We start from the raw sequence: 19762 nt of genomic DNA on the forward strand, positions 1-19762 counted from the left end.
ATGTTTGTTGCAATACAGGCCTTTTGGCTGGCGGGACTTGGCCGCACACAACAACAAATTCCTTTTTCAGGACTTCCGATAAATGACTGAAAGTCAAAAATCGGGCGCCACCATCGCCCGTCCGCTCCCCGGTTTTGTCGAATTCGTGGTATTGATGGCGATCACGATTGGTCTGGTCGCGCTTTCGATCGATAACCTGTTACCGGCATTCGGCCCGATTGCCACCGATTACGGCATCGAAGACGGCAACCGCATGCAGTTGCTGATCTATGTCTTCATGATTGCCTTTGGCCTGATGCAGATCGTTTATGGCCCGCTGGCCGACAGCTTTGGCCGCAAGCGCATCTTGATGCTGGGTCTTTCGATTTATGCCATCGGCACGGTCATGGCGATTTTTGCCGACAGTTATGACCACCTTCTGATCGCGCGTTTCGTTCAGGGACTTGGCGCGGCGGCCCCGCGCGTCCTGACGATTGCGATCACGCGTGACTGTTTCGAAGGCCGCGAAATGGCGCGTGTCATGTCGTTCGTGATGATGATCTTTATCATCGTGCCGGTCTTTGCCCCGGCATCGGGCAGCCTGATCCTGGCCCTTGCCAACTGGCACATGATTTTTGTCAGCACCCTTGTGCTGGCGATCATTATTGCCGTCTGGTACAGCCTGCGGATGCCCGAAACACTGCATCCGGAATACCGGCATAAACTGTCACTCAGCCGGATTGCGCGCGATATCAAAACCACCATCACCAACCGCCAGACGCTGGGTTATGCAACGGCGATGGGGCTGATGTTTGCCTGTCTGATGGCTTATATCGGATCGGCACAGCAGATTTTCGAAACCGAGGTTTACGGACTTGGCGTCTGGTTCCCGCTGGTGTTCGGGATGATCGCCGCCTGCATGAGCGTTTCATCCTTCGTCAATGCCCGGCTTGTGCGCAAGATCGGCATGCACAAACTCTCCCAGGGCGGGCTTCTGGTGATGGCAATCAGCAGCCTGATCAATCTGGGCATTGCATTTGCCTTTGACGGTACCCCGCCGCTTCCGGTGTTTGGTGTGGGTCTTACGGTCACACTTTTCTGCTTTTCGATGACCATGCCAAACTTCAATTCGCTGGCGATGGAACCGGTAGGCCGGATTGCCGGTACCGCATCCTCGATGATCGGGGTTTACAGCACCCTGATCGGCGTTGTCGCGGGCGGCATCATCGGTCAGCAGTTCAATGGCACGGTGATCCCGCTGGTGGGCGGCTATCTGGCTCTTGCCGTGCTGGCCATCATCATTGTCGGCATCACCGAACGCGGGAAGTTTTTCCACGCGACGCATTGATCAGCAACCAAATGTAAAAAAGCCCCGCAGCCGGAAAGCTGCGGGGCTTTTTTGGTTCTGTACGATCACGCCTGACGCGGATCGTAATTCAGGTTCGGTGCCAGCCAGCGTTCGGCTTCGGCCAAAGTCATGCCCTTGCGTTCGGCATAGCTTTCGACCTGATCGCGTTCGATCTTGCCAAGACCGAAATATTTGGCTTCGGGATGGGCGAAATAGAACCCGCTGACCGAGGATGCCGGGGTCATGGCACAGCTTTCGGTCAGTCTGACACCGACATTCTTTTCGGCATCAAGCAACTGCCACAGCGTACGCTTTTCCGTATGTTCCGGGCAGGCAGGATAGCCCGGTGCCGGACGAATACCGCGATAGTTTTCGGCAATCAGTTCCGCATTCGGAAGGTTTTCATCCGCCGCATAACCCCAAAGTTCCTTACGCACCTTTTCATGCATGCGTTCGGCAAAGGCCTCGGCAAAGCGATCACCCAGCGCCTTGACCAGAATGGCGTTGTAATCGTCATGCTCGGCTTCAAGCTTTTTGGCGATTTCTTCGACCTGCGGCCCGGCGGTGACGACAAAACCACCGATATAGTCGGTTTTACCCGACTCTTTTGGTGCAATGTAATCAGCAAGGGCCCGGTTCGGACGTTTGTTGTTTTCACGGAACATCTGCTGGCGAAGCGTACGCAGCATCACCGGTTCGTTCTGATCAGGTGCCGGGGTGACTTCGATATCGTCACCCACCGAATTGGCTGGCCAGATCCCGACAACCGCACAGGGCTTGAACCATTTTTCATCGACAATGCGCTTAAGCATCGCCTTGGCGTCTTCATAAAGACCACGTGCGGTTTCGCCGACTTTCTCGTCATTCAGAATATCGGGGAAACGGCCATGCAGTTCCCAGGTTTCAAAGAACGGTTTCCAGTCAAACCGTTCAACCAGTTCGGCCAGATCAAAGGTTTCAAACCGGGTAATGCCAGGTTTGACCGGTGCGGGAATATCGTAGGCATCCCAATCAAGCTGCAACTTGTTAGCGCGTGCGTCCGCAATGGCAAAACGTTTTTTCTGCAATTGCTGGGCGGCGTGTTTTTCCGCCATCGCAATATATTCCGCGCGGATTTCGGCCGCGAACCGTTCCCGGTGGGTTTCAGATACAAGCTGGCTTGCAACCCCCACCGCACGCGATGCGTCAATCACGTAAACCACCGACTTGTTATAGTTCGGGGCGATCTTGACCGCGGTATGGACCTTGGACGTGGTTGCGCCACCAATCAGAAGCGGGATATTCAGCCCTTCGCGTTCCATTTCGGCCGCGACATAAGTCATTTCTTCAAGGGATGGCGTGATCAGGCCCGAAAGACCGATCATGTCGACCTTTTCGGCCTTGGCGGTTTCGATGATTTTCTGGGTCGGCACCATCACGCCAAGGTCAAGGACCTCGAAATTGTTACATTGCAGGACCACGCCCACAATGTTCTTGCCGATGTCATGGACATCGCCCTTGACCGTAGCCAGCAGGATTTTGCCGTTGGTTTCGCGCACACCGTCCTTTTCTTCCTCGATGAACGGGATCAGGTAAGCAACGGCCTTTTTCATCACGCGCGCGGATTTGACCACCTGCGGCAGGAACATCTTGCCCGCACCAAACAGGTCACCGACCACATTCATGCCATCCATCAGCGGCCCTTCGATAACGTGAAGGGGCTTATCGGCCTGTTGGCGGGCTTCTTCGGTGTCTTCTTCGACGAACTCGGCAATGCCGTTGACCAGCGCATGGGCCAATCGTTCATTAACCGGCTTTTTGCGCCATTCGAGATCGGCCTTTTTCTCCGGCCCACCGGTGCCCTTGTATTTTTCGGCAACTTCAAGCAAACGGTCGGTGGCATCCGGACGACGGTTCAGGATCACGTCCTCGACCCGTTCACGCAATTCAGCCGGGATTTCCTCATACACCACGAGCTGACCGGCATTGACGATGCCCATATCCATACCGGCCTGCGTTGCATAATACAGGAACACAGAATGCATCGCTTCGCGGACCGGGTTGTTGCCCCTAAACGAGAAGGAAACGTTGGAAACACCGCCGGAAATCTTGGCGTATGGCAGGCGTTCCTTGATCAGCTTACAGGCTTCGATGAAATCGACGGCATAATTGTCGTGTTCCTCGATCCCGGTCGCAACCGCAAAGATGTTCGGATCGAAAATGATATCTTCGGGCGGGAAACCAACCTTGTCGACCAGCACGCGATAGCTGCGTTCGCAAATCTCGATCTTGCGGGTGACGGTATCGGCCTGGCCTTTTTCATCAAATGCCATCACGACGACGGCGGCACCATAACGGCGCAGAAGGCGTGCCTGCTTGATGAAGGGTTCTTCGCCTTCTTTCAGGCTGATCGAGTTGACGATCCCCTTGCCCTGAAGACATTTCAGACCGGCTTCGATCACGTTCCATTTGGAACTGTCGATCATGATCGGCACGCGGGCAATGTCGGGTTCGGCCGCCAGAAGATTAACGAATTTGACCATCGCCGTTTCGGCATCCAGCATCGCGTCATCCATATTGATGTCGATGATCTGTGCGCCATTTTCGACCTGCTGACGGGCAACCTCAAGGGCTGCGTCGTAATTTTCCTCGACGATCAGGTTTTTGAACTTTATCGATCCTGCGACGTTCGTGCGTTCGCCGATATTGATGAATCTTGAAATGTCACTCATGGGTCTGTTCGATCTCTTTTTTTCAGCTTCCCGGCATCAGGCGGCATTGAATGGTTCCAGGCCCGAAAGACGCATTTTCGGTTCAATCACAGGCAATTTGCGCGGGGTCGCATTTGCCACCGCATCGGCAATCGCCTTGATATGGGGTGGCGTCGTGCCACAGCACCCGCCCAGCAGATTGACCATGCCGGTATCGGCCCATTCCTTGACCAAGGCCGCCATTTCGGCATCCGATTGATCATATTCACCGAACTCGTTGGGCAGGCCCGCATTGGGATAAACCGAAACACGGCATTCGGCAATGCGCGACAGTTCCTGCACATAGGGGCGCAACTGTGCCGCCCCCAATGCACAGTTAAGCCCGATCGAGAACGGCTTGGCATGACGGACCGAATTATAAAACGCCTCGGTCGTCTGCCCCGAAAGAGTCCGGCCAGAGGCATCGGTGATCGTGCCCGAAATCAGGACCGGTACATCTTCACCACGTTCTTCAAGCACTTCGTCGATGGCAAATAATGCAGCCTTGGCATTGAGCGTATCGAAAATGGTTTCCACCAGAAGCGTATCCGCCCCGCCATCCAGAAGGCCGTTCACAGCTTCCTTATAGGCTTCGCGCAGCTGATCAAAATTAACCCCGCGGAAACCCGGATTGTTCACATCGGGCGAAATTGATGCGGTGCGGTTGGTCGGGCCGATGGCACCATTGACAAAGCGCACATCGCCGGGATGGGCGGCTTCCCATTCATCGCAGGCCGCGCGCGCGATTTTCGCACTTTCGTAATTGATCTCGTAGGCAAGGCTTTCCATGCCGTAATCGGCCTGCGCAATCGTCGTCGCACTAAAGGTATTGGTCCCCTGAAGGTCCGCACCCGCGGCAATATATTGCAGATGGATATCCTTGATGATGTCTGGCTGGGTCAATGACAGCAAGTCGTTATTGCCCTTCACATCCTGTTTCCAGTCGGCAAAGCGTTCACCGCGATAATCGTCCTCGCTCAGCTTGTGCTTCTGGATCATGGTGCCCATCGCACCATCAAGGATCAGGATTTTGTTTTCGGCCCGTTTACGCAGCAGGGCAATGCGTTCCTTGCGGTCATTCATCATCGTCATCCAGTCGTTTTGATCATGCAGGCTTTCTGGCGGGTGGTTCAGGCAGCGGCCTGTGCAACACCGCGAATACCCAACGCATGACAGATGGCATATGTCAGTTCGGCACGGTTTAACGTATAGAAATGGAATTCGGTAACACCTTCGGCCATCAGGCCCTCGACCTGTGAAATGGCTTCGTGGAAGGCAACCATGCGGCGCGTATCGGGATCTTCGTCAAGGTCTTCAAACCGCCAATGCAGGCGCTTGGGCACCGATGCGCCGCACATATCGGCAAATTTCAAAAGCGATCCGAAATTGGTCACCGGCAGGATACCCGGCACAATCGGTGCGGTGATCCCGGCGGCAACACATTTGTCACGGAATCGAAGGAACACCTCGTTATCAAAGAAGAACTGCGTGATCGCGCGGTTCGCACCGGCATCGATCTTGTGCTTCAGATATTCGATTTCGAAATCGGCACTGGGCGCATCCGGGTGGGTTTCCGGATAGGCCGAAACCGAAATATCGAAATCCGCAATCCGCTTTAGCCCTTCGACCAGATCAACCGCATAAGGATATCCCCCCGGCGTCGGCACATATTTATCGCCCGCATCAGGCAGGTCACCGCGCAGGGCAACAATCGAACGGATGCCTTCATCCCAGTAGTTGCGCGCGATACCTTCAATTTCTTCCTTGGTGTGACCAACACAGGTCAGGTGGGCGGCCGCCGGAATGCCGGTTTCACCCTGAATGCGGGTGACACTGCTATGCGTGCGGTCACGGGTTGACCCACCAGCCCCATAGGTTACCGAAACAAAAGACGGGTTCAACGGGGCCAGACGGTGGATCGAACGCCACATGGTTTCTTCCATCTTTTCCGTTTTCGGCGGAAAGAATTCGAACGAAATCCGCAAATCGCTGCGGGATATTCCCTGTGGTGCGATGTCGTTTTTAACCGTCATTCTTTTAATCCTGTCTTGTCGTTCCGGTGGAACGGGTCGTTATTCATCATTATTATGGTATCAAGCTGCCGGTTTGTTACTCGGCAGCTTCGTTATGATTGTTCGCGATCTGCGCCTTCTGTTCCTTTGCCGACGCATGTGCAGACCAGATTCGCACCGTCAGGGGCTTGCCCGGCAGGCTTATGACATCGCCGGGCGAAAGTTCACATGCGCGAAACCACGTATTGATCGCCCCGTCTTCAAAGCCAAGCCGCCGATGCGCGTGCTCTTCACGCAGTTCTTCGCGGTCATGGGTTGCAAAATCAACCACCACCAGCCTGCCATTAGGTGCCAGAACGCGGGCAGCTTCGGCGATGGCGGCTTCGGGGCGTTCGGCGTAATGCAGCACCTGATGCAGGGTCACAACATCAAACATTCCGGCCGGATAAGGCAGTTGATACATATCGGCCTGCCGTACCAGACAGTTCGAAAGATCGGCGCGCTGCAAGCGTGCGCGTGCGACCGCCAGCATCTCGCGCGACATATCAACACCGACACCCTCTTCGGCCGTTTTGCCCAGAAGCTCCAGAATCCGGCCCGTACCGGTACCGATATCAAGAATACGGCCCCCGGAAAGATCGCCGATGGCGTCAACAAGCGCCCGTTCGACCACCGCTTCGTCGATATGAAGTGACCGGATTCGATCCCAGTCATCGGCATTCGCGCGGAAATATTCCGTCGCAATCTGTTCGCGCTGCGCCTTGACCTGCTCAAGCCGGGTACGATCAAGTAAGAGGGTTTCGTCATCGCGGGGCAACAGATCAAGAACCGGCTGCAACAGTTCGGCCCCCGGACCTGTATTGGGTGTGCGATAAAAAACCCATGTCCCTTCACGGAATCGGACAAGCAAACCGGCTTCGCACAGCAATTTCAGATGACGTGACACACGCGGCTGGCTCTGCCCGATGATCTGGGTGATCTCGCTGACCGTCAGTTCGCATTCGGCACAGATCGCCAGCAGACGAAGACGTGTCGCCTCTGCCGCCGCGCGTAACCTTGCAAGAACCTGTTCCATTTCGCTGCCTCCGCTAACCCTGAAAAGACATAAAGATATGTTTATATTTAATCAAGACCTATTTACCCACCCCAAAGGGGTATGGCAAAAAAGCAACACGCCAAATCCCATTGATCGGGCACATAATTTTGTGTGCTGGTGTTTAAACTTTCCCTATGCTAACCACATTGGTATCTGAGACGTGCGCGATGCATGGTCCTGTTTTCTTCGCGGGCAACAGGACAGGTAGCGTTTTTGAAATCCCGATTTCAAAAACGTCTCGGGGTCGGGGAAAGTTTGTATCGAAAATCGTTTGGCAAAAAATAATGAAGCTTCGAACTTTGCTTTCGCTGTGCGCTGGTGCATCTCTGTCCATGCTGACAGCATGCGCGTCCACCCAGCCGGCACAGGACATGAGTGACTATGACCCTATCGAACCGGTAAACCGGGTCGTGCACGGGGTTAATGGTGCCGTAGACTTTATGGTCCTTTACCCAGCCGCCATGTGGTATCGCGACATTGCACCGCAGCCGGTAAAAACCGCTGTCCGCAGTTTTGTGCGCAACATCGGCGAGCCGGTGAATGCATTGAACTCGCTGCTGCAAGGGGAACCTGATCAGGCGGCTGACACTGTTCAGCGCTTCATCATGAACACCACAATCGGCTTCCTTGGTTTCAATGATGTGGCTGCCGATTTCGGCATCGAATATCATTCAGAAGATTTCGGCCAGACTCTTGGCCATTACGGTATCGGCGGCGGTCCTTACATCGTCCTGCCGCTGCTTGGTCCGTCGAACTTGCGTGATACGACCGGCATTGCCGTTGATTACGTGGCAAACCCGATGACCTGGGGCAGCCGAAACAGCGATACCCTTGATAATCTCTATCTTGGTTCGCTGGCTTTGACCGCACTTGACGCGCGCTATCGCACGCTCAACCAGCTCAACGAATTGCAACAGACGTCGATTGACTATTATGCTGCATTGCGTAGCCTGTACCGTCAGCAACGCAACGCCGCCATTCGGAACGGTGCAGATCCTTCGGCACCGAATTTCGAAGACGAAAGCGCTTCTGCCGACTTCGACGATGCGTTTGAAGCTGCGGCAAATTAATGGTTCGATCGAACATGAAAAGCAGATTTACGATTCCCGCACTGGCGGCAGCAATCGTTAGCACGACCGGCCTTCTGGCCGGTCCTGCATTTGCAGGTAATGCAAACACCGCGCCGTCCCTGACGGTAGAGGTCGCTGTAAGCAGCAACGCATCCGAGGTAATCAAGACTCTTGCGAATGAAGCGATTATCGGACTGACCGACCAGTCGCTTAGCAACGATACCCGTCGGCAGAACTTTGTTGCGCTGATGGACCGTTACTTCGCAATGGATGTGATTTCCCGGTTTGTTCTGGGACGTTACTGGCGCTCGATCTCCGAGGAAGAACTCAACGAGTTCGCCGATCTTCTTCAGGACTATCTGGCGCTTAACTACGCCAGCCAGTTCAAGGATTTCAATGGCGAGCAATTCGTTGTCGGCGACGAGAAACAGCAGAACAAGGATACCTTCGTCAATTCGCAGTTTGTCCGCCCGGATGGTCCGCCGGTTTCGATTATCTGGCGTTTGCGCGAATTTGGCGACGATTACAAAATCATCGACGTCACCGTCGAAGGGCTGAGCATGGGCATCACCCAGCGCGACGAATTCACCGCCGTCATCCAGAAAAACGGCGGCAAGGTCTCTGCGCTGACCGAAAATCTGCGCGAAAAAGTCGGAAAATAACTCCGACACGACCGTTACGGAAATCAAAAGCCACCGGTGATTTTCCGGTGGCTTTTTTAATGCATCCCCCAGATGGGGATAATGAAAGGCCGCCCGGCAGGAAAGTGGGCGGCCTTTTATTGTTAACCGCGCGTCAGCGGCTTGTATTTGATGCGATGCGGGCGGTCGGCCGCGTCACCGTAACGGCGTTTATAATCCGCTTCATATTCCTGATAGTTGCCTTCGAACCATTCGACATGCGAATTGCCTTCGTAAGCCAGGATGTGGGTCGCGATACGGTCAAGGAAGAAACGATCGTGCGAGATAACCACGGCACAACCGGCAAATTCCAGCAGACCTTCTTCAAGCGCGCGAAGCGTATCGACATCAAGATCGTTGGTCGGTTCGTCAAGCAGCAGAACGTTAGAACCGGATTTCAGCATCTTGGCAAGATGAACGCGGTTACGTTCACCACCGGAAAGCTGCCCGACCTTTTTCTGCTGATCCGCCCCCTTGAATGCAAACTGCGACACATAGGCGCGCGAGCTCATCGGGCGTTTGCCCAGAAGGATTTCGTCCAGACCGTCGGAAACTTCCTGCCAGACGGTTTTGTTCGGATCAAGCGAGTCACGCGACTGATCGACATAGCCCATCTTGACCGTTTCACCGATCTTGAGCGTACCAGCATCGGGTGTATCGCTGCCGGTCAGCATTTTGAACAAAGTGGTTTTACCCGCACCGTTCGGACCGATCACACCAACAATGCCGCCCGGCGGCAGACGGAAATGCAGATCATCAAACAGAAGCTTGTCACCAAATGCCTTGGTCAGGCCTTCGGCAGTGATCACCTCGTTACCAAGGCGTTCGGCAATCGGAATAACAATCTTGGTTGAATCCGGAACCGCCTTTGCGGCTTCGGCAACGAGATCGTCATAGGCACGGACACGGGCCTTGGATTTTGCCTGACGGCCTTTCGGGTTCTGACGGATCCAGTCAAGCTCGGATGCCAGCTGTTTCTGGCGGCTACCTTCCTGACGGGCTTCCTGTTCCAGACGCTTCTGCTTCTGTTCGAGCCAGGATGAATAGTTGCCTTCATACGGGATGCCCTGACCACGGTCGAGTTCAAGAATCCAGCCGGTAACGTTATCAAGGAAGTAACGATCGTGGGTAACCAGAATGACAGTACCCTGATAGTCTTCAAGGTGACGTTCAAGCCACGCCACGGATTCGGCATCCAGATGGTTGGTCGGTTCGTCAAGCAGCAGAATGTCGGGCTTTGCAAGCAACAGACGGCAAAGCGCGACACGGCGGCGTTCGCCACCGGAAAGCTTGGTCACATCTGAATCCTTGGGCGGGCAACGCAGCGCATCCATGGCGATATCAAGCGTACGCTCAAGATCCCAGCCATTGGCCGCATCAATGCGTTCCTGCAATTCCCCCTGCTCGGCGAGGAGATTATTCATCTCGTCATCGGTCATCGGCTCGCCAAAGGCCATGCTGATTTCATTGAAACGTGCGAGATCGTCAACGATCTGACCGCAACCTTCCATGACGTTGCCCAGAACATCCTTTTCCGGGTTCAGCTGCGGTTCCTGTTCAAGGTAACCGACGCGAACACCTTCGGCTGGCCATGCTTCGCCGGAATAATCCTTTTCGATGCCCGCCATGATTTTAAGCAGGGTCGACTTACCGGCACCGTTGTTCCCGAGAACACCGATTTTCACGCCCGGCAGGAAGGATAGCGTAATGCCTTTGAAAAGTTCGCGACCGCCCGGAAGGATCTTGGTCAGGTCCTTCATGACGTAGATATACTGGTAGGATGCCATTAAATTCCCCATCCAAAATGTGAGAAATCCCGGACCATGCCGGGACATGCGGATCGCCGCCTTGCGACCATCCAGAAAGCTTTGCCCGTTTGTAACCGACCGGCCCCTTACAAACAATGACAAACAACGGCAATCGCTGTGATGCGCTTTGAATCTGCATCGGTGGAAACGACGCGAGCAAAACCGCACCCGGAAATACACCTCTCGGGTCAAAATCAACCGTTAATAATGCATAATCAAGCAAATATACGCGTATTTCGATTAAAAACAGGCTGCCATTGTGCAGCGCAGAAAAACATCGAAAAAATGGCGGTTTTGGTAGGTTTTTGCAGCATTTCCAGCAGGTTGAGAACTCCGTGTGCGCGAATGTCTACGACTAATGATTAGCTTCTTGCGCATTCTGAAAACTGTTATCGAATTCGTTGGCAATGGTGCGTGCAAACACCACCACTGCATCAAAAGCAGGCGGACTGGCACAAAAAAAGAACTCAATAGCCGGTCGGCAGGGAAGTTTTCATTTTCTAGGAAGGAGACGCGCTATGGATGAGCAAAGCGCAGCCTACTGGAAGCGAAACGTAAAACTGGTGACCACCTTGTTGATCATCTGGTTTGTCGTTTCCTACGGTTTCGGCATCTTGTTTGTCGATGTGATGAACAACATCAAGATTGCGGGCTTTGAACTCGGGTTCTGGTTCGCCCAACAGGGGTCCATTTACGTCTTTGTCGCGTTGATTTTCGTTTACGTGTCCAAGATGAACAAACTGGACCGTGAATTCGACGTTCGCGAAGACGACTGACGTCGGTGAAAATTCCGGATCCGGGGAGACAGACAAATGGATCTTACTACCCTTACCTATATCGTCGTCGGCCTGAGCTTCGCGCTGTATATCGGCATCGCGATCTGGGCCAAGGCAAGCACCACCGGCGAATTCTATGTCGCTGGCAAGGGCGTTAACCCGGTCGTCAACGGTATGGCGACCGCCGCAGACTGGATGTCTGCTGCATCCTTTATTTCAATGGCCGGCCTGATTGCCTTCCTTGGCTATGGCGGCTCGGTCTACCTGATGGGCTGGACTGGCGGCTACTGCCTGCTGGCAATGCTTCTGGCACCTTACCTTCGCAAGTACGGTAAATTCACCGTGCCGGAATTCATCGGGGACCGGTACTACTCCAAAACAGCGCGTATCGTTGCTGTTATCTGCCTGATCTTCATTTCCTTCACCTATGTTGCAGGCCAGATGCGCGGTGTCGGTATCGTGTTCTCGCGCTTCCTTGAAGTCGAACTCCTGACCGGCCTGATCGTCGGCATGGGTATCGTCTTCGTTTATGCCGTTCTTGGTGGCATGAAGGGGATTACCTACACTCAGGTTGCGCAATATTGCGTGCTGATCGTTGCCTATACCATTCCGGCAATCTTCATCGCCTTCCAGCTGACCGGCAATCCGCTGCCGCAGTTGGCATTCGGTTCGACGGTTAACGGTACGGGCGATCATATGCTTGATCGTTTAAACCAGATCGTGACCGAACTGGGCTTCCTTGAATATACCACCACCAACAAATCGACGATCGACATCTTCTGCATCACGCTTGCGCTGATGGTCGGTACGGCAGGTCTGCCGCACGTTATCGTCCGCTTCTTCACCGTTCCGAAAGTACGTGATGCACGTTCATCGGCCGGTTGGGCGCTGGTATTCATCGCGCTGCTTTACACCACTGCCCCGGCAGTCGGTGCGATGGCTCGCCTGAACCTGACGGAAACCGTGCAGATCGGTGCGGTTGGTGATCCGGAAGGCAACCTTAAAATCGAAGATCGTCCGGATTGGATGACCCGTTGGGAGGCCACCGGTCTTCTGAAATTTGAAGATAAAAACGGTGATGGTCGTATCCAGTACTATAACGATGCCAATGCCGAATTTGCCGCCAAAGCCGCTGAATATGGCTGGGCCGGTAACGAACTGAGTGTTGACCGGGACATCATGGTTCTGGCCAACCCGGAAATTGCACAGCTTCCGAACTGGGTGATTGCCCTTGTCGCAGCCGGTGGTATTGCCGCCGCACTGTCAACGGCAGCCGGTCTGTTGCTTGTGATTTCCTCGGGCGTTTCGCATGACCTTCTGAAGGGCACGTTTACGCCAGATATGACAGAAGGGCAGGAATTGATGGCCGGGCGTATTGCGGCAGCCGTCGCAATCGTGATTGCCGGTTATCTTGGATACAACCCGCCTGGCTTCGTGGCACAGGTGGTGGCCTTCGCCTTCGGTTTGGCGGCGGCATCACTGTTCCCGGTTATCATCATGGGGATCTTCTCCAAGAAGGTTAACCGCGAAGGCGCGATTGCAGGCATGCTGGTCGGTCTGATCTTCACCATGGGCTATATCATGTCCTACAAGGGCATCTTTATCCCGGTACTGATCGAAAACGTTCCGGCAAACTGGCTGTTCGGCATTTCGCCGGAAGGCATCGGTGTTGTTGGTATGATCCTGAACTTCCTCGTTGCGTTCGGCGTTTCGAAAGTTACCGCAGAACCGCCCGAACATATCCAGCACCTGATTGAAGATATCCGTGTTCCGAAAGGAGCCGGTAGCGCCGTTGACCATTAATCGGTCGACTGGTTTGCAAGAAACCTGTTGCCGGCCCCCGGAATTACCTCCGGGGGCCTTTTCTTTTGCCGCGAACTCGGGCAACAATGCATCACGACAGGGAGGAAGGTCATATGAGTCTGGAATTAAAAGAAATCAGCGATTTCCTTAAGCAGCATCACCCGTTCGACCTTTTGCCTGACGACGTGATCAATGCCCTGCCCAAACGCCTGACCGCGCGCTATTTCCGCAAAGGGACGAAAGTCCTCTCACCTGAACAGCAATGCCTGCATCTGCATATCATCCGGACAGGCGGAACCGAAACACGCGACCCCGATGGCCAGCTTCTTGCCCGCCTTGGCGAAGGTGAATGTTTTGGTGTGCGCGCGATGTTCCGCAACGGCAAGGCCGCCAACAACATCACCATGCTCGAAGACAGCCTTGTCTACCTGTTGCCGGAAAAGGATTTCCACGATCTGGCCGGGAAATACCCGCAATTCAATTACTTCTTTGAACAGATGGGCGGGGCCCGACTTCGCAGCGGCATGCAGCTTCTGGAAAAACGTGACGATGATCAGCTTAAACTGATGTCCATCCGGGTGTCCGATCTGATCGCGCGTGATCTGGTAAGTATCGATATCGGAGCATCGATTCTCGAAGCAGGCAAGCTGATGAGCGCCGAACGGGTTTCCTGCCTGCTGATCACGCAAAACGGCGATAAGGTCGCAGGCATCATGACCGATCGCGACCTTCGTAATCGGGTCGTTGCCGAGGCCCGATCATTTGACGAGCCGGTGACCAACATCATGACGCCGAACCCGATCAGCATCGGGCCGGACGATTATGCCTTTGACGCACTTCTGACCATGACGCGTCACAATGTCCGACACCTTCCGGTGATGAAGGACGGTAAGGCGATTGGCATGATCACCACCAATAATCTGCTGGCCCGCCAATCGCTCTCGGCGGTTCATATGGTCGGGCGCATTCGTAAAATGACCAGACCCGCCGATATGGCAAAGGTCATCGCACAGGTGCCCGAACTGCTAAGCAACCTGATCGAAGCCGGGGCGACATCGCGCAATGCCGGGCACATTGTCACAACACTTTCGGATGCGGCAACATCGCGCCTGCTGCAACTGGCCGAGGAAAAATTTGGTCCCCCGCCCGTACCCTATGTCTGGATGGCGGGCGGATCGCAGGGGCGCCAGGAACAGACCGCCCTGTCGGATCAGGACAATTGCCTGATCCTTGATGACGCCTATGATCCCGATCAACACGGGGACTATTTCAAGTCATTGGCCGATTATGTTTGCGATGGCCTTGATACCGTCGGCTATGTCTATTGCCCCGGCGAAATGATGGCGAAAACCGCCGAATGGCGGCAGCCTGTCCGTGTCTGGCAGCAATATTTCAACAAATGGATCGAACAGCCGGAGCCAAAGGCCCTGATGCTCTGTTCCGTCTGGTTCGACCTGCGGGTGATCCATGGGACACGTGCGATCTTTGAAGACCTGCATCGGATGATTGTCACCAAGGCAAAGGGCAACCGCATTTTCCTGGCCTATATGGTTGGCAACGCCCTCACCCATCATGTGCCGCTTGGCTTCTTTAAAAACTTTGTCATGATCCGTGGCGGTGAACATGACCGCACGCTCGATATGAAACATAACGGCGTGGTGCCGATTGTCGATATCGCGCGCATCCACGCGCTTGCGAACGGCATTGATGTGGTCAATACCTATGAACGGCTCGAGGCCGCGATGGCCTTCCCCTCGATCAGCAAACAGGGGGCATCCGACCTTCTGGATGCGTTTGAATTCATCAGCATCACGCGCCTGAAACATCAGGTCCGGCAAATTCGTGACGGCGACCGCCCCGATAACTTCCTGCATCCCGAAAGCCTGTCGGCGTTTGAACGCACCCATCTGAAAGATGCGTTTTCGGTGATCAAGAATTTACAGGCCGCCCTTGAAAGCGCCTTTGGCAAAAGCGGGACATAACAATGGGCCTGCGTCAGAAAATCATCGATAGCGACTTTTACCGCCAGATGGTCCAGCGTCGGGCAACCGGGCCGCTTCGCGCCTATTACGATATCCCGGCCGCCGATCCCGATACGCCGGTCCGCGATGTCGAATTTGTCGCCCTTGATCTGGAAACCACCGGCCTTGATCCGAAACAGGATGAAATCGTTTCGATTGGCCTTGTGATCATTCGCCGCCTTGAAGTCGATTTTTCAAGCTGCCAGCATCTTCTGGTGCGCCCCAAAAAGGAACTCAGCGAAAGCTCGGTGATCGTGCATCGCATTTTCGATACCGATGTCGAACAGGCACCCGATATCGAAATCGCGCTGGCCCATATCCTGCCGATCCTGGCCGGGCGGGTTCTGGTGGCCCATCACGCACCGATTGAACTGGGCTTTCTTGGTCATGCCTGCAAACGTTATTTTGGCGCATCCCTGCAAATGCCGACCGTCGATACGCTGGTGCTGGCTCTTCGTGATCTGCACCGGCAGGGACAACCCATGAAATCGGGCGCGCTGAAACTTGAAACGCTGCGCCATACCCATAATCTGCCACCCTATCGTATTCACAATGCCCTGTCGGATGCGATTGCCGCGTCGGGCCTGTTTCTGGCACAGATTGCCAAGCGTGATCCGAAAGGCGAACTTGAGCTTCGCCGCGTGCTGCGTTAATCGGTAATCAGGGGAAACGGGAACCCCCGTCAGACCGATCCCGTCATAACAATAAATCAGGGGACTTCTTGCCGGATGTATGTGTTTATTATCACGACCGTTGTGGTCGGTTTTGCCTGTGCCGGTGTGGTCATGTTGCTGTTCCGCCTTTGGGGACGCAAGGCATCGAAATATGTCATCCCCTTTGTCGCGGCGATTGGCATGTTTGCCTATATGATCTGGGATGAATACAGCTGGTTTGACCGCTATGCCGGTCGCCTGCCCGGCCAGATCGATATCGTGCAGACCTTTGCCGATGAAAATCCCTTTGCCCCCTGGACACTGATTTCAGCCCCGATCAACCGCTTTACCGCCATTGACCGGGAAAAGGTCGTCGCTAATCCGGACAATCCCGGTCATAAACGGGTCACGACCCTGCTTCTGAAAAAAGGTGCAGAAACGCTGGCCCTTACCCATCTGGTGGATTGCAATGGCGGAACACGCGGCTACATCACCGCTCAAACCGCCCTTGATGGCAACGGATTCCCGATTGGCATCGAAGAATGGTTTACGATGGACGAAAACGATCCGCTGCGTTCGGTCTGTGACTGATCTGATCCAATTCAATCGAAAATTCCCGAACAGGATCGGCCATGCCGGTCCTTTCTTTTTTGGCCCGCACGCCCCGGCAGGCTCCATCTTGATGGCACAGATGGTTGACGTCCCGCTATATTTCACTGAATATAGCGGGAAATGATCATCTGCTCCGTTCATCCTCCAGCCCGGAATTTTGCCATGCGCGATCTGATCCGAACCGCTCTTGCGTCCCTGTTGTTTCTGGCTGCCGCAACCACCGCCCGCGCCGAAGAAATCACGGTCTTTGCCGCCGCCAGCCTGACCGATGCCATGACGCAGGTGGCCCAAAGCTATGCCACGGCAACCGGCGACACATTGCAGTTGTCCTATGCCAGTTCATCGACACTGGCCCGTCAGATCGCCGCAGGTGCCCCGGCTGATCTCTATATTTCAGCCAATCAGAAATGGATGACCTGGCTTGCCGATCAGGACCTGATTGCCGCCAACAGCCGCCATGACCTTCTGGCCAATGCGCTTGTTCTGATTGCCCCCGCCGACAGTAACCTTGAACCGATCACCATCACGTCCCAGACCGATCTGACCAGCCTGATCGGTGACGAGGACCGCATTGCCGTTGGCGACCCGGACCATGTCCCTGCCGGGATTTACGCCAGACAGGCACTTGAAAACCTTGGTCAGTGGAACACCGTCGAACCAAGGCTGGCACGGGCCGATAATGTGCGCGCCGCCCTCGCACTGGTGGAACGGGGCGAGGCACCGCTTGGCATTGTCTATGCCACCGATGCCGCCATCGCCACCGATGTCAAAACCATTGCCACCTTCCCCGAAAACAGTCATCTGGCCATCACCTATCCGGTTGCGATCACCACCGGACAGACCAAACCCGCAACCGCAAAATTGCTGGCGTGGCTTTTGGGGGATGACGCGGGCAGCATTTTTGCGGAATATGGTTTCAAACGCCCGGCAACCAGCCCGAAGACACAATAACAAACCATGATCACACTCACCGAAGCCGAGATCGAAGCCCTGCTGCTAAGCCTGCGCATTTCCGGCGTGGCGGTGATATGTGCCCTGCCCTTTGCCATTCTGGCTGCCGCCCTTCTGGCGCAGGCCCGCTTTCCCGGCAGGATTTTGGTCGATGCGCTGGTGCATCTGCCATTGATCCTGCCGCCGGTTGTGATGGGCTATCTTTTGCTGATCAGTTTTGGCACCCGCGCACCGCTTGGCGCATGGTTGCTGGAAACATTTGATATCCGTCTGATTTTCAGCTGGACCGGTGCGGCACTGGCCGCCGGGATCGTCAGCTTCCCGTTTCAGGTCCGCGCCATCAGGCTGGCACTGGAAAATATCGATCCCGGCCTTTATCACACCGCCGAAACACTGGGGGCCGGGCCGGTTGACCGGTTCTTCAGCCTGACATTACCGCTGGCCCTACCCGGTATTATTGCCGGGGCAATTACCGCCTTTGCCGCCAGCCTTGGTGAATTTGGGGCCATCATCACATTCGTGTCCAACGTTCCGGGTGAAACACGCACCCTGCCGCTTGCGATCTATACCGCGATCCAGACACCGGGCGGCGAACTGGCCGCCGCACGCCTTGCCGCCATTTCCATCGGACTTGCCTTGATCGGGCTCGTGCTTTCGGAATTTGCCATGCGCCATATTCGCAAAAGGGCCCGCGCATGAGCATTTCCGTCGATATCCGCCACAAGATCGGCAAGCTGGACCTCCATGCGCAGTTCGACATTGCCGAACCCGGCATTACCGCCCTTTTTGGCCCGTCGGGCAGCGGCAAAACCACGATCATCAATGCGATTGCCGGGTTGCTGCGCCCGGATCAGGGGCGCATCACCATCCATGACCGCCCTGTATTTGACAGCATGCAACGGGTCAATCTGGCACCGCGCAAACGCCGGGTCGGTTATGTCTTTCAGGACGCCAGACTGTTCCCGCATCTGAGTGTCGCGGCCAACTTGTTTTACGCCCATAAACGCAGCGACCGGCCAATGACCCGGTCCGCCTGCGATGATGTCATCGCGATGCTCGGTATCGGCAATCTGCTATCGCGCCGCCCCAACCTTCTTTCCGGCGGCGAGAAACAGCGCGTCTCGCTGGGCCGGGCATTGCTAGGCAATCCGGAAATCCTGCTGCTTGACGAACCGCTCTCGGCCCTTGATCAGGCCCGCAAGAACGAGATCATCCCCTATCTGGAAAATCTGCGTGACGCACGGCAATTGCCGATCCTTTATGTCAGCCACGCGATTGATGAAGTCGCCCGTCTGGCCGATCATATGGTGGTGATGGAAGGTGGTAAAACGCTTGCCAGCGGATCGGTATTTGACATGCTGGGCCGAACCGACCTTGCCCCGCTTGCCGGGCAGTTCGATACGGGAACTGTTCTGCCCGCCACGGTCAAAAGCCGCGATCCGCAGGGTGTCATAAGCTTCCTTGACTGTGCCGGGCAACGATTTGTCGTGCCCTTCCTTGGCAAGAAATCCGGAAGCCCGGTGCGCCTGCATATCCGGGCGCGTGATGTGATGATCGCCCGAACCGCCCCGACCGGGATCAGTGCCAATAACGTCCTGCCGGTAACGATCCGCGATATTGCCGATAATGGCGGCGATACGCTGGATGTCACACTGGGGCTGGGTCATGACGATACCGGTGAAAACCGCACAATCCATGCCCGCATCACCCAATGGTCGGCAACACGCCTGAAACTTGCCATCGGGCAAGGGGTCTTTGCGGTGATCAAGTCGGTCACGGTCGACGGGCATCTGCGCGCCGACGATCTTTAAGACCCTTCTTCGGTCGGCGGGGACGGATCGCCCGCCAGTTCATCGGCAAGCTTGCGCAACGGGTCGGCCAATGCTTCGTTCGCACGGGTTTGCGCATCGTCGTAAATCGCAATGATCCGCATCCCCGTCCCGGTCAGGCTGGCCCCGCCACGGCCTGCACCCCCCATCCGGGTTTCAACAACCGGGGCGGCAAAGCTTTTGTTCAATTCTTCAAGCAGCATCCACGCCCGGCGATAGGACATGCCCATCGAACGCGCCGCCGCCGAAATCGACTGTTCACGATCAATCGCGCGCAGCAGATCGATCTTGCCATAACCAAGGCGAACCCCATCGGGCAATTCGATTTTAAGCCGGATTTTAAGGTCGGTTTTGCTCATGATGACAATCTAGCGCCTTGGTCACATGCGCGCTAC

General features: G+C 55.3%; 17 protein-coding genes. 11 read left to right on the forward strand and 6 right to left on the reverse strand.

Annotation, left to right across the window (positions count from 1 at the left end):
- Positions 1-82: 82 nt before the first annotated feature.
- A complete protein-coding gene (locus tag TH3_RS16280; RefSeq protein WP_007089787.1) occupies positions 83-1327 on the forward strand; it encodes a multidrug effflux MFS transporter in 1245 nt (414 codons plus the stop codon).
- 65 nt (positions 1328-1392) lie between these two features.
- Here TH3_RS16280 and metH read toward each other — a convergent pair whose 3' ends face one another.
- From metH to TH3_RS16300, 4 genes are all read right to left on the reverse strand, one after another.
- Positions 1393-4038, reverse strand: a complete 2646-nt coding sequence (gene metH / locus TH3_RS16285; protein WP_007089788.1) for a methionine synthase — start codon at positions 4036-4038, stop codon at positions 1393-1395.
- A 36-nt stretch (positions 4039-4074) separates the two neighbouring features.
- Complete coding sequence (locus TH3_RS23180) at positions 4075-5148, reverse strand: homocysteine S-methyltransferase family protein (protein WP_040060076.1); 1074 nt, start codon at positions 5146-5148, stop codon at positions 4075-4077.
- Between the two features lie 38 nt (positions 5149-5186).
- Positions 5187-6089 carry a methylenetetrahydrofolate reductase gene (gene metF, locus TH3_RS16295; RefSeq protein ID WP_007089790.1) on the reverse strand — a complete coding sequence of 301 codons (903 nt, stop codon included), beginning with the start codon at positions 6087-6089 and terminating at the stop codon, positions 5187-5189.
- A gap of 76 nt (positions 6090-6165) precedes the next feature.
- A complete protein-coding gene (locus TH3_RS16300; RefSeq protein ID WP_007089791.1) occupies positions 6166-7143 on the reverse strand; it encodes an ArsR/SmtB family transcription factor in 978 nt (325 codons plus the stop codon).
- Between the two features lie 305 nt (positions 7144-7448).
- On the opposite strand from TH3_RS16300, the gene TH3_RS16305 reads away from it, so the two are divergent.
- Both TH3_RS16305 and TH3_RS16310 read left to right on the forward strand, forming a co-directional pair.
- On the forward strand, positions 7449-8234 hold the full coding sequence (locus TH3_RS16305) for an MlaA family lipoprotein (protein WP_076519693.1): 786 nt from the start codon (positions 7449-7451) through the stop codon (positions 8232-8234).
- Positions 8235-8248: 14 nt separating this feature from the next.
- Positions 8249-8896 carry an MlaC/ttg2D family ABC transporter substrate-binding protein gene (locus tag TH3_RS16310; protein WP_040061139.1) on the forward strand — a complete coding sequence of 216 codons (648 nt, stop codon included), beginning with the start codon at positions 8249-8251 and terminating at the stop codon, positions 8894-8896.
- A gap of 122 nt (positions 8897-9018) precedes the next feature.
- Here TH3_RS16310 and ettA read toward each other — a convergent pair whose 3' ends face one another.
- Positions 9019-10701: an energy-dependent translational throttle protein EttA gene (ettA, locus tag TH3_RS16315; protein ID WP_007089794.1), complete on the reverse strand. Its 1683-nt coding sequence runs from the start codon at positions 10699-10701 to the stop codon at positions 9019-9021.
- Positions 10702-11240: 539 nt separating this feature from the next.
- On the opposite strand from ettA, the gene TH3_RS16320 reads away from it, so the two are divergent.
- The 8 genes from TH3_RS16320 (at position 11241) to modC (ending at position 19349) form a co-directional block, all read left to right on the forward strand.
- On the forward strand, positions 11241-11498 hold the full coding sequence (locus tag TH3_RS16320; RefSeq protein ID WP_007089795.1) for a DUF4212 domain-containing protein: 258 nt from the start codon (positions 11241-11243) through the stop codon (positions 11496-11498).
- Positions 11499-11534: 36 nt separating this feature from the next.
- Entirely contained in the window at positions 11535-13301 is a 1767-nt protein-coding gene (locus tag TH3_RS16325; RefSeq protein ID WP_007089796.1) for a sodium:solute symporter family protein, read from the forward strand.
- A 113-nt stretch (positions 13302-13414) separates the two neighbouring features.
- Positions 13415-15283, forward strand: a complete 1869-nt coding sequence (locus tag TH3_RS16330; RefSeq protein ID WP_007089797.1) for a DUF294 nucleotidyltransferase-like domain-containing protein — start codon at positions 13415-13417, stop codon at positions 15281-15283.
- A 2-nt stretch (positions 15284-15285) separates the two neighbouring features.
- Complete coding sequence (locus TH3_RS16335) at positions 15286-15975, forward strand: exonuclease domain-containing protein (RefSeq protein ID WP_007089798.1); 690 nt, start codon at positions 15286-15288, stop codon at positions 15973-15975.
- A 75-nt stretch (positions 15976-16050) separates the two neighbouring features.
- Positions 16051-16566 (forward strand): hypothetical protein, encoded by a 516-nt coding sequence (locus TH3_RS16340; protein ID WP_007089799.1) that lies wholly within the window; start codon positions 16051-16053, stop codon positions 16564-16566.
- A 183-nt stretch (positions 16567-16749) separates the two neighbouring features.
- Positions 16750-17538, forward strand: coding sequence for a molybdate ABC transporter substrate-binding protein (gene modA / locus TH3_RS16345; RefSeq protein ID WP_007089800.1), 789 nt, complete (start codon positions 16750-16752; stop codon positions 17536-17538).
- A 6-nt stretch (positions 17539-17544) separates the two neighbouring features.
- Positions 17545-18237, forward strand: a complete 693-nt coding sequence (gene modB, locus TH3_RS16350; protein ID WP_007089801.1) for a molybdate ABC transporter permease subunit — start codon at positions 17545-17547, stop codon at positions 18235-18237.
- On the forward strand, positions 18234-19349 hold the full coding sequence (modC, locus tag TH3_RS16355; RefSeq protein WP_007089802.1) for a molybdenum ABC transporter ATP-binding protein: 1116 nt from the start codon (positions 18234-18236) through the stop codon (positions 19347-19349). The genes modB and modC overlap by 4 nt, the downstream gene beginning before the upstream one ends.
- Here modC and TH3_RS16360 read toward each other — a convergent pair.
- Positions 19346-19726: a winged helix-turn-helix domain-containing protein gene (locus TH3_RS16360; protein ID WP_007089803.1), complete on the reverse strand. Its 381-nt coding sequence runs from the start codon at positions 19724-19726 to the stop codon at positions 19346-19348. The two genes, modC and TH3_RS16360, sit on opposite strands and share 4 nt — an antisense overlap.
- Positions 19727-19762 lie beyond the last annotated feature (36 nt).

Source organism: Thalassospira xiamenensis M-5 = DSM 17429, assembly GCF_000300235.2.
In the GTDB taxonomy this organism is placed as follows: Bacteria; Pseudomonadota; Alphaproteobacteria; order Rhodospirillales; family Thalassospiraceae; genus Thalassospira; species Thalassospira xiamenensis.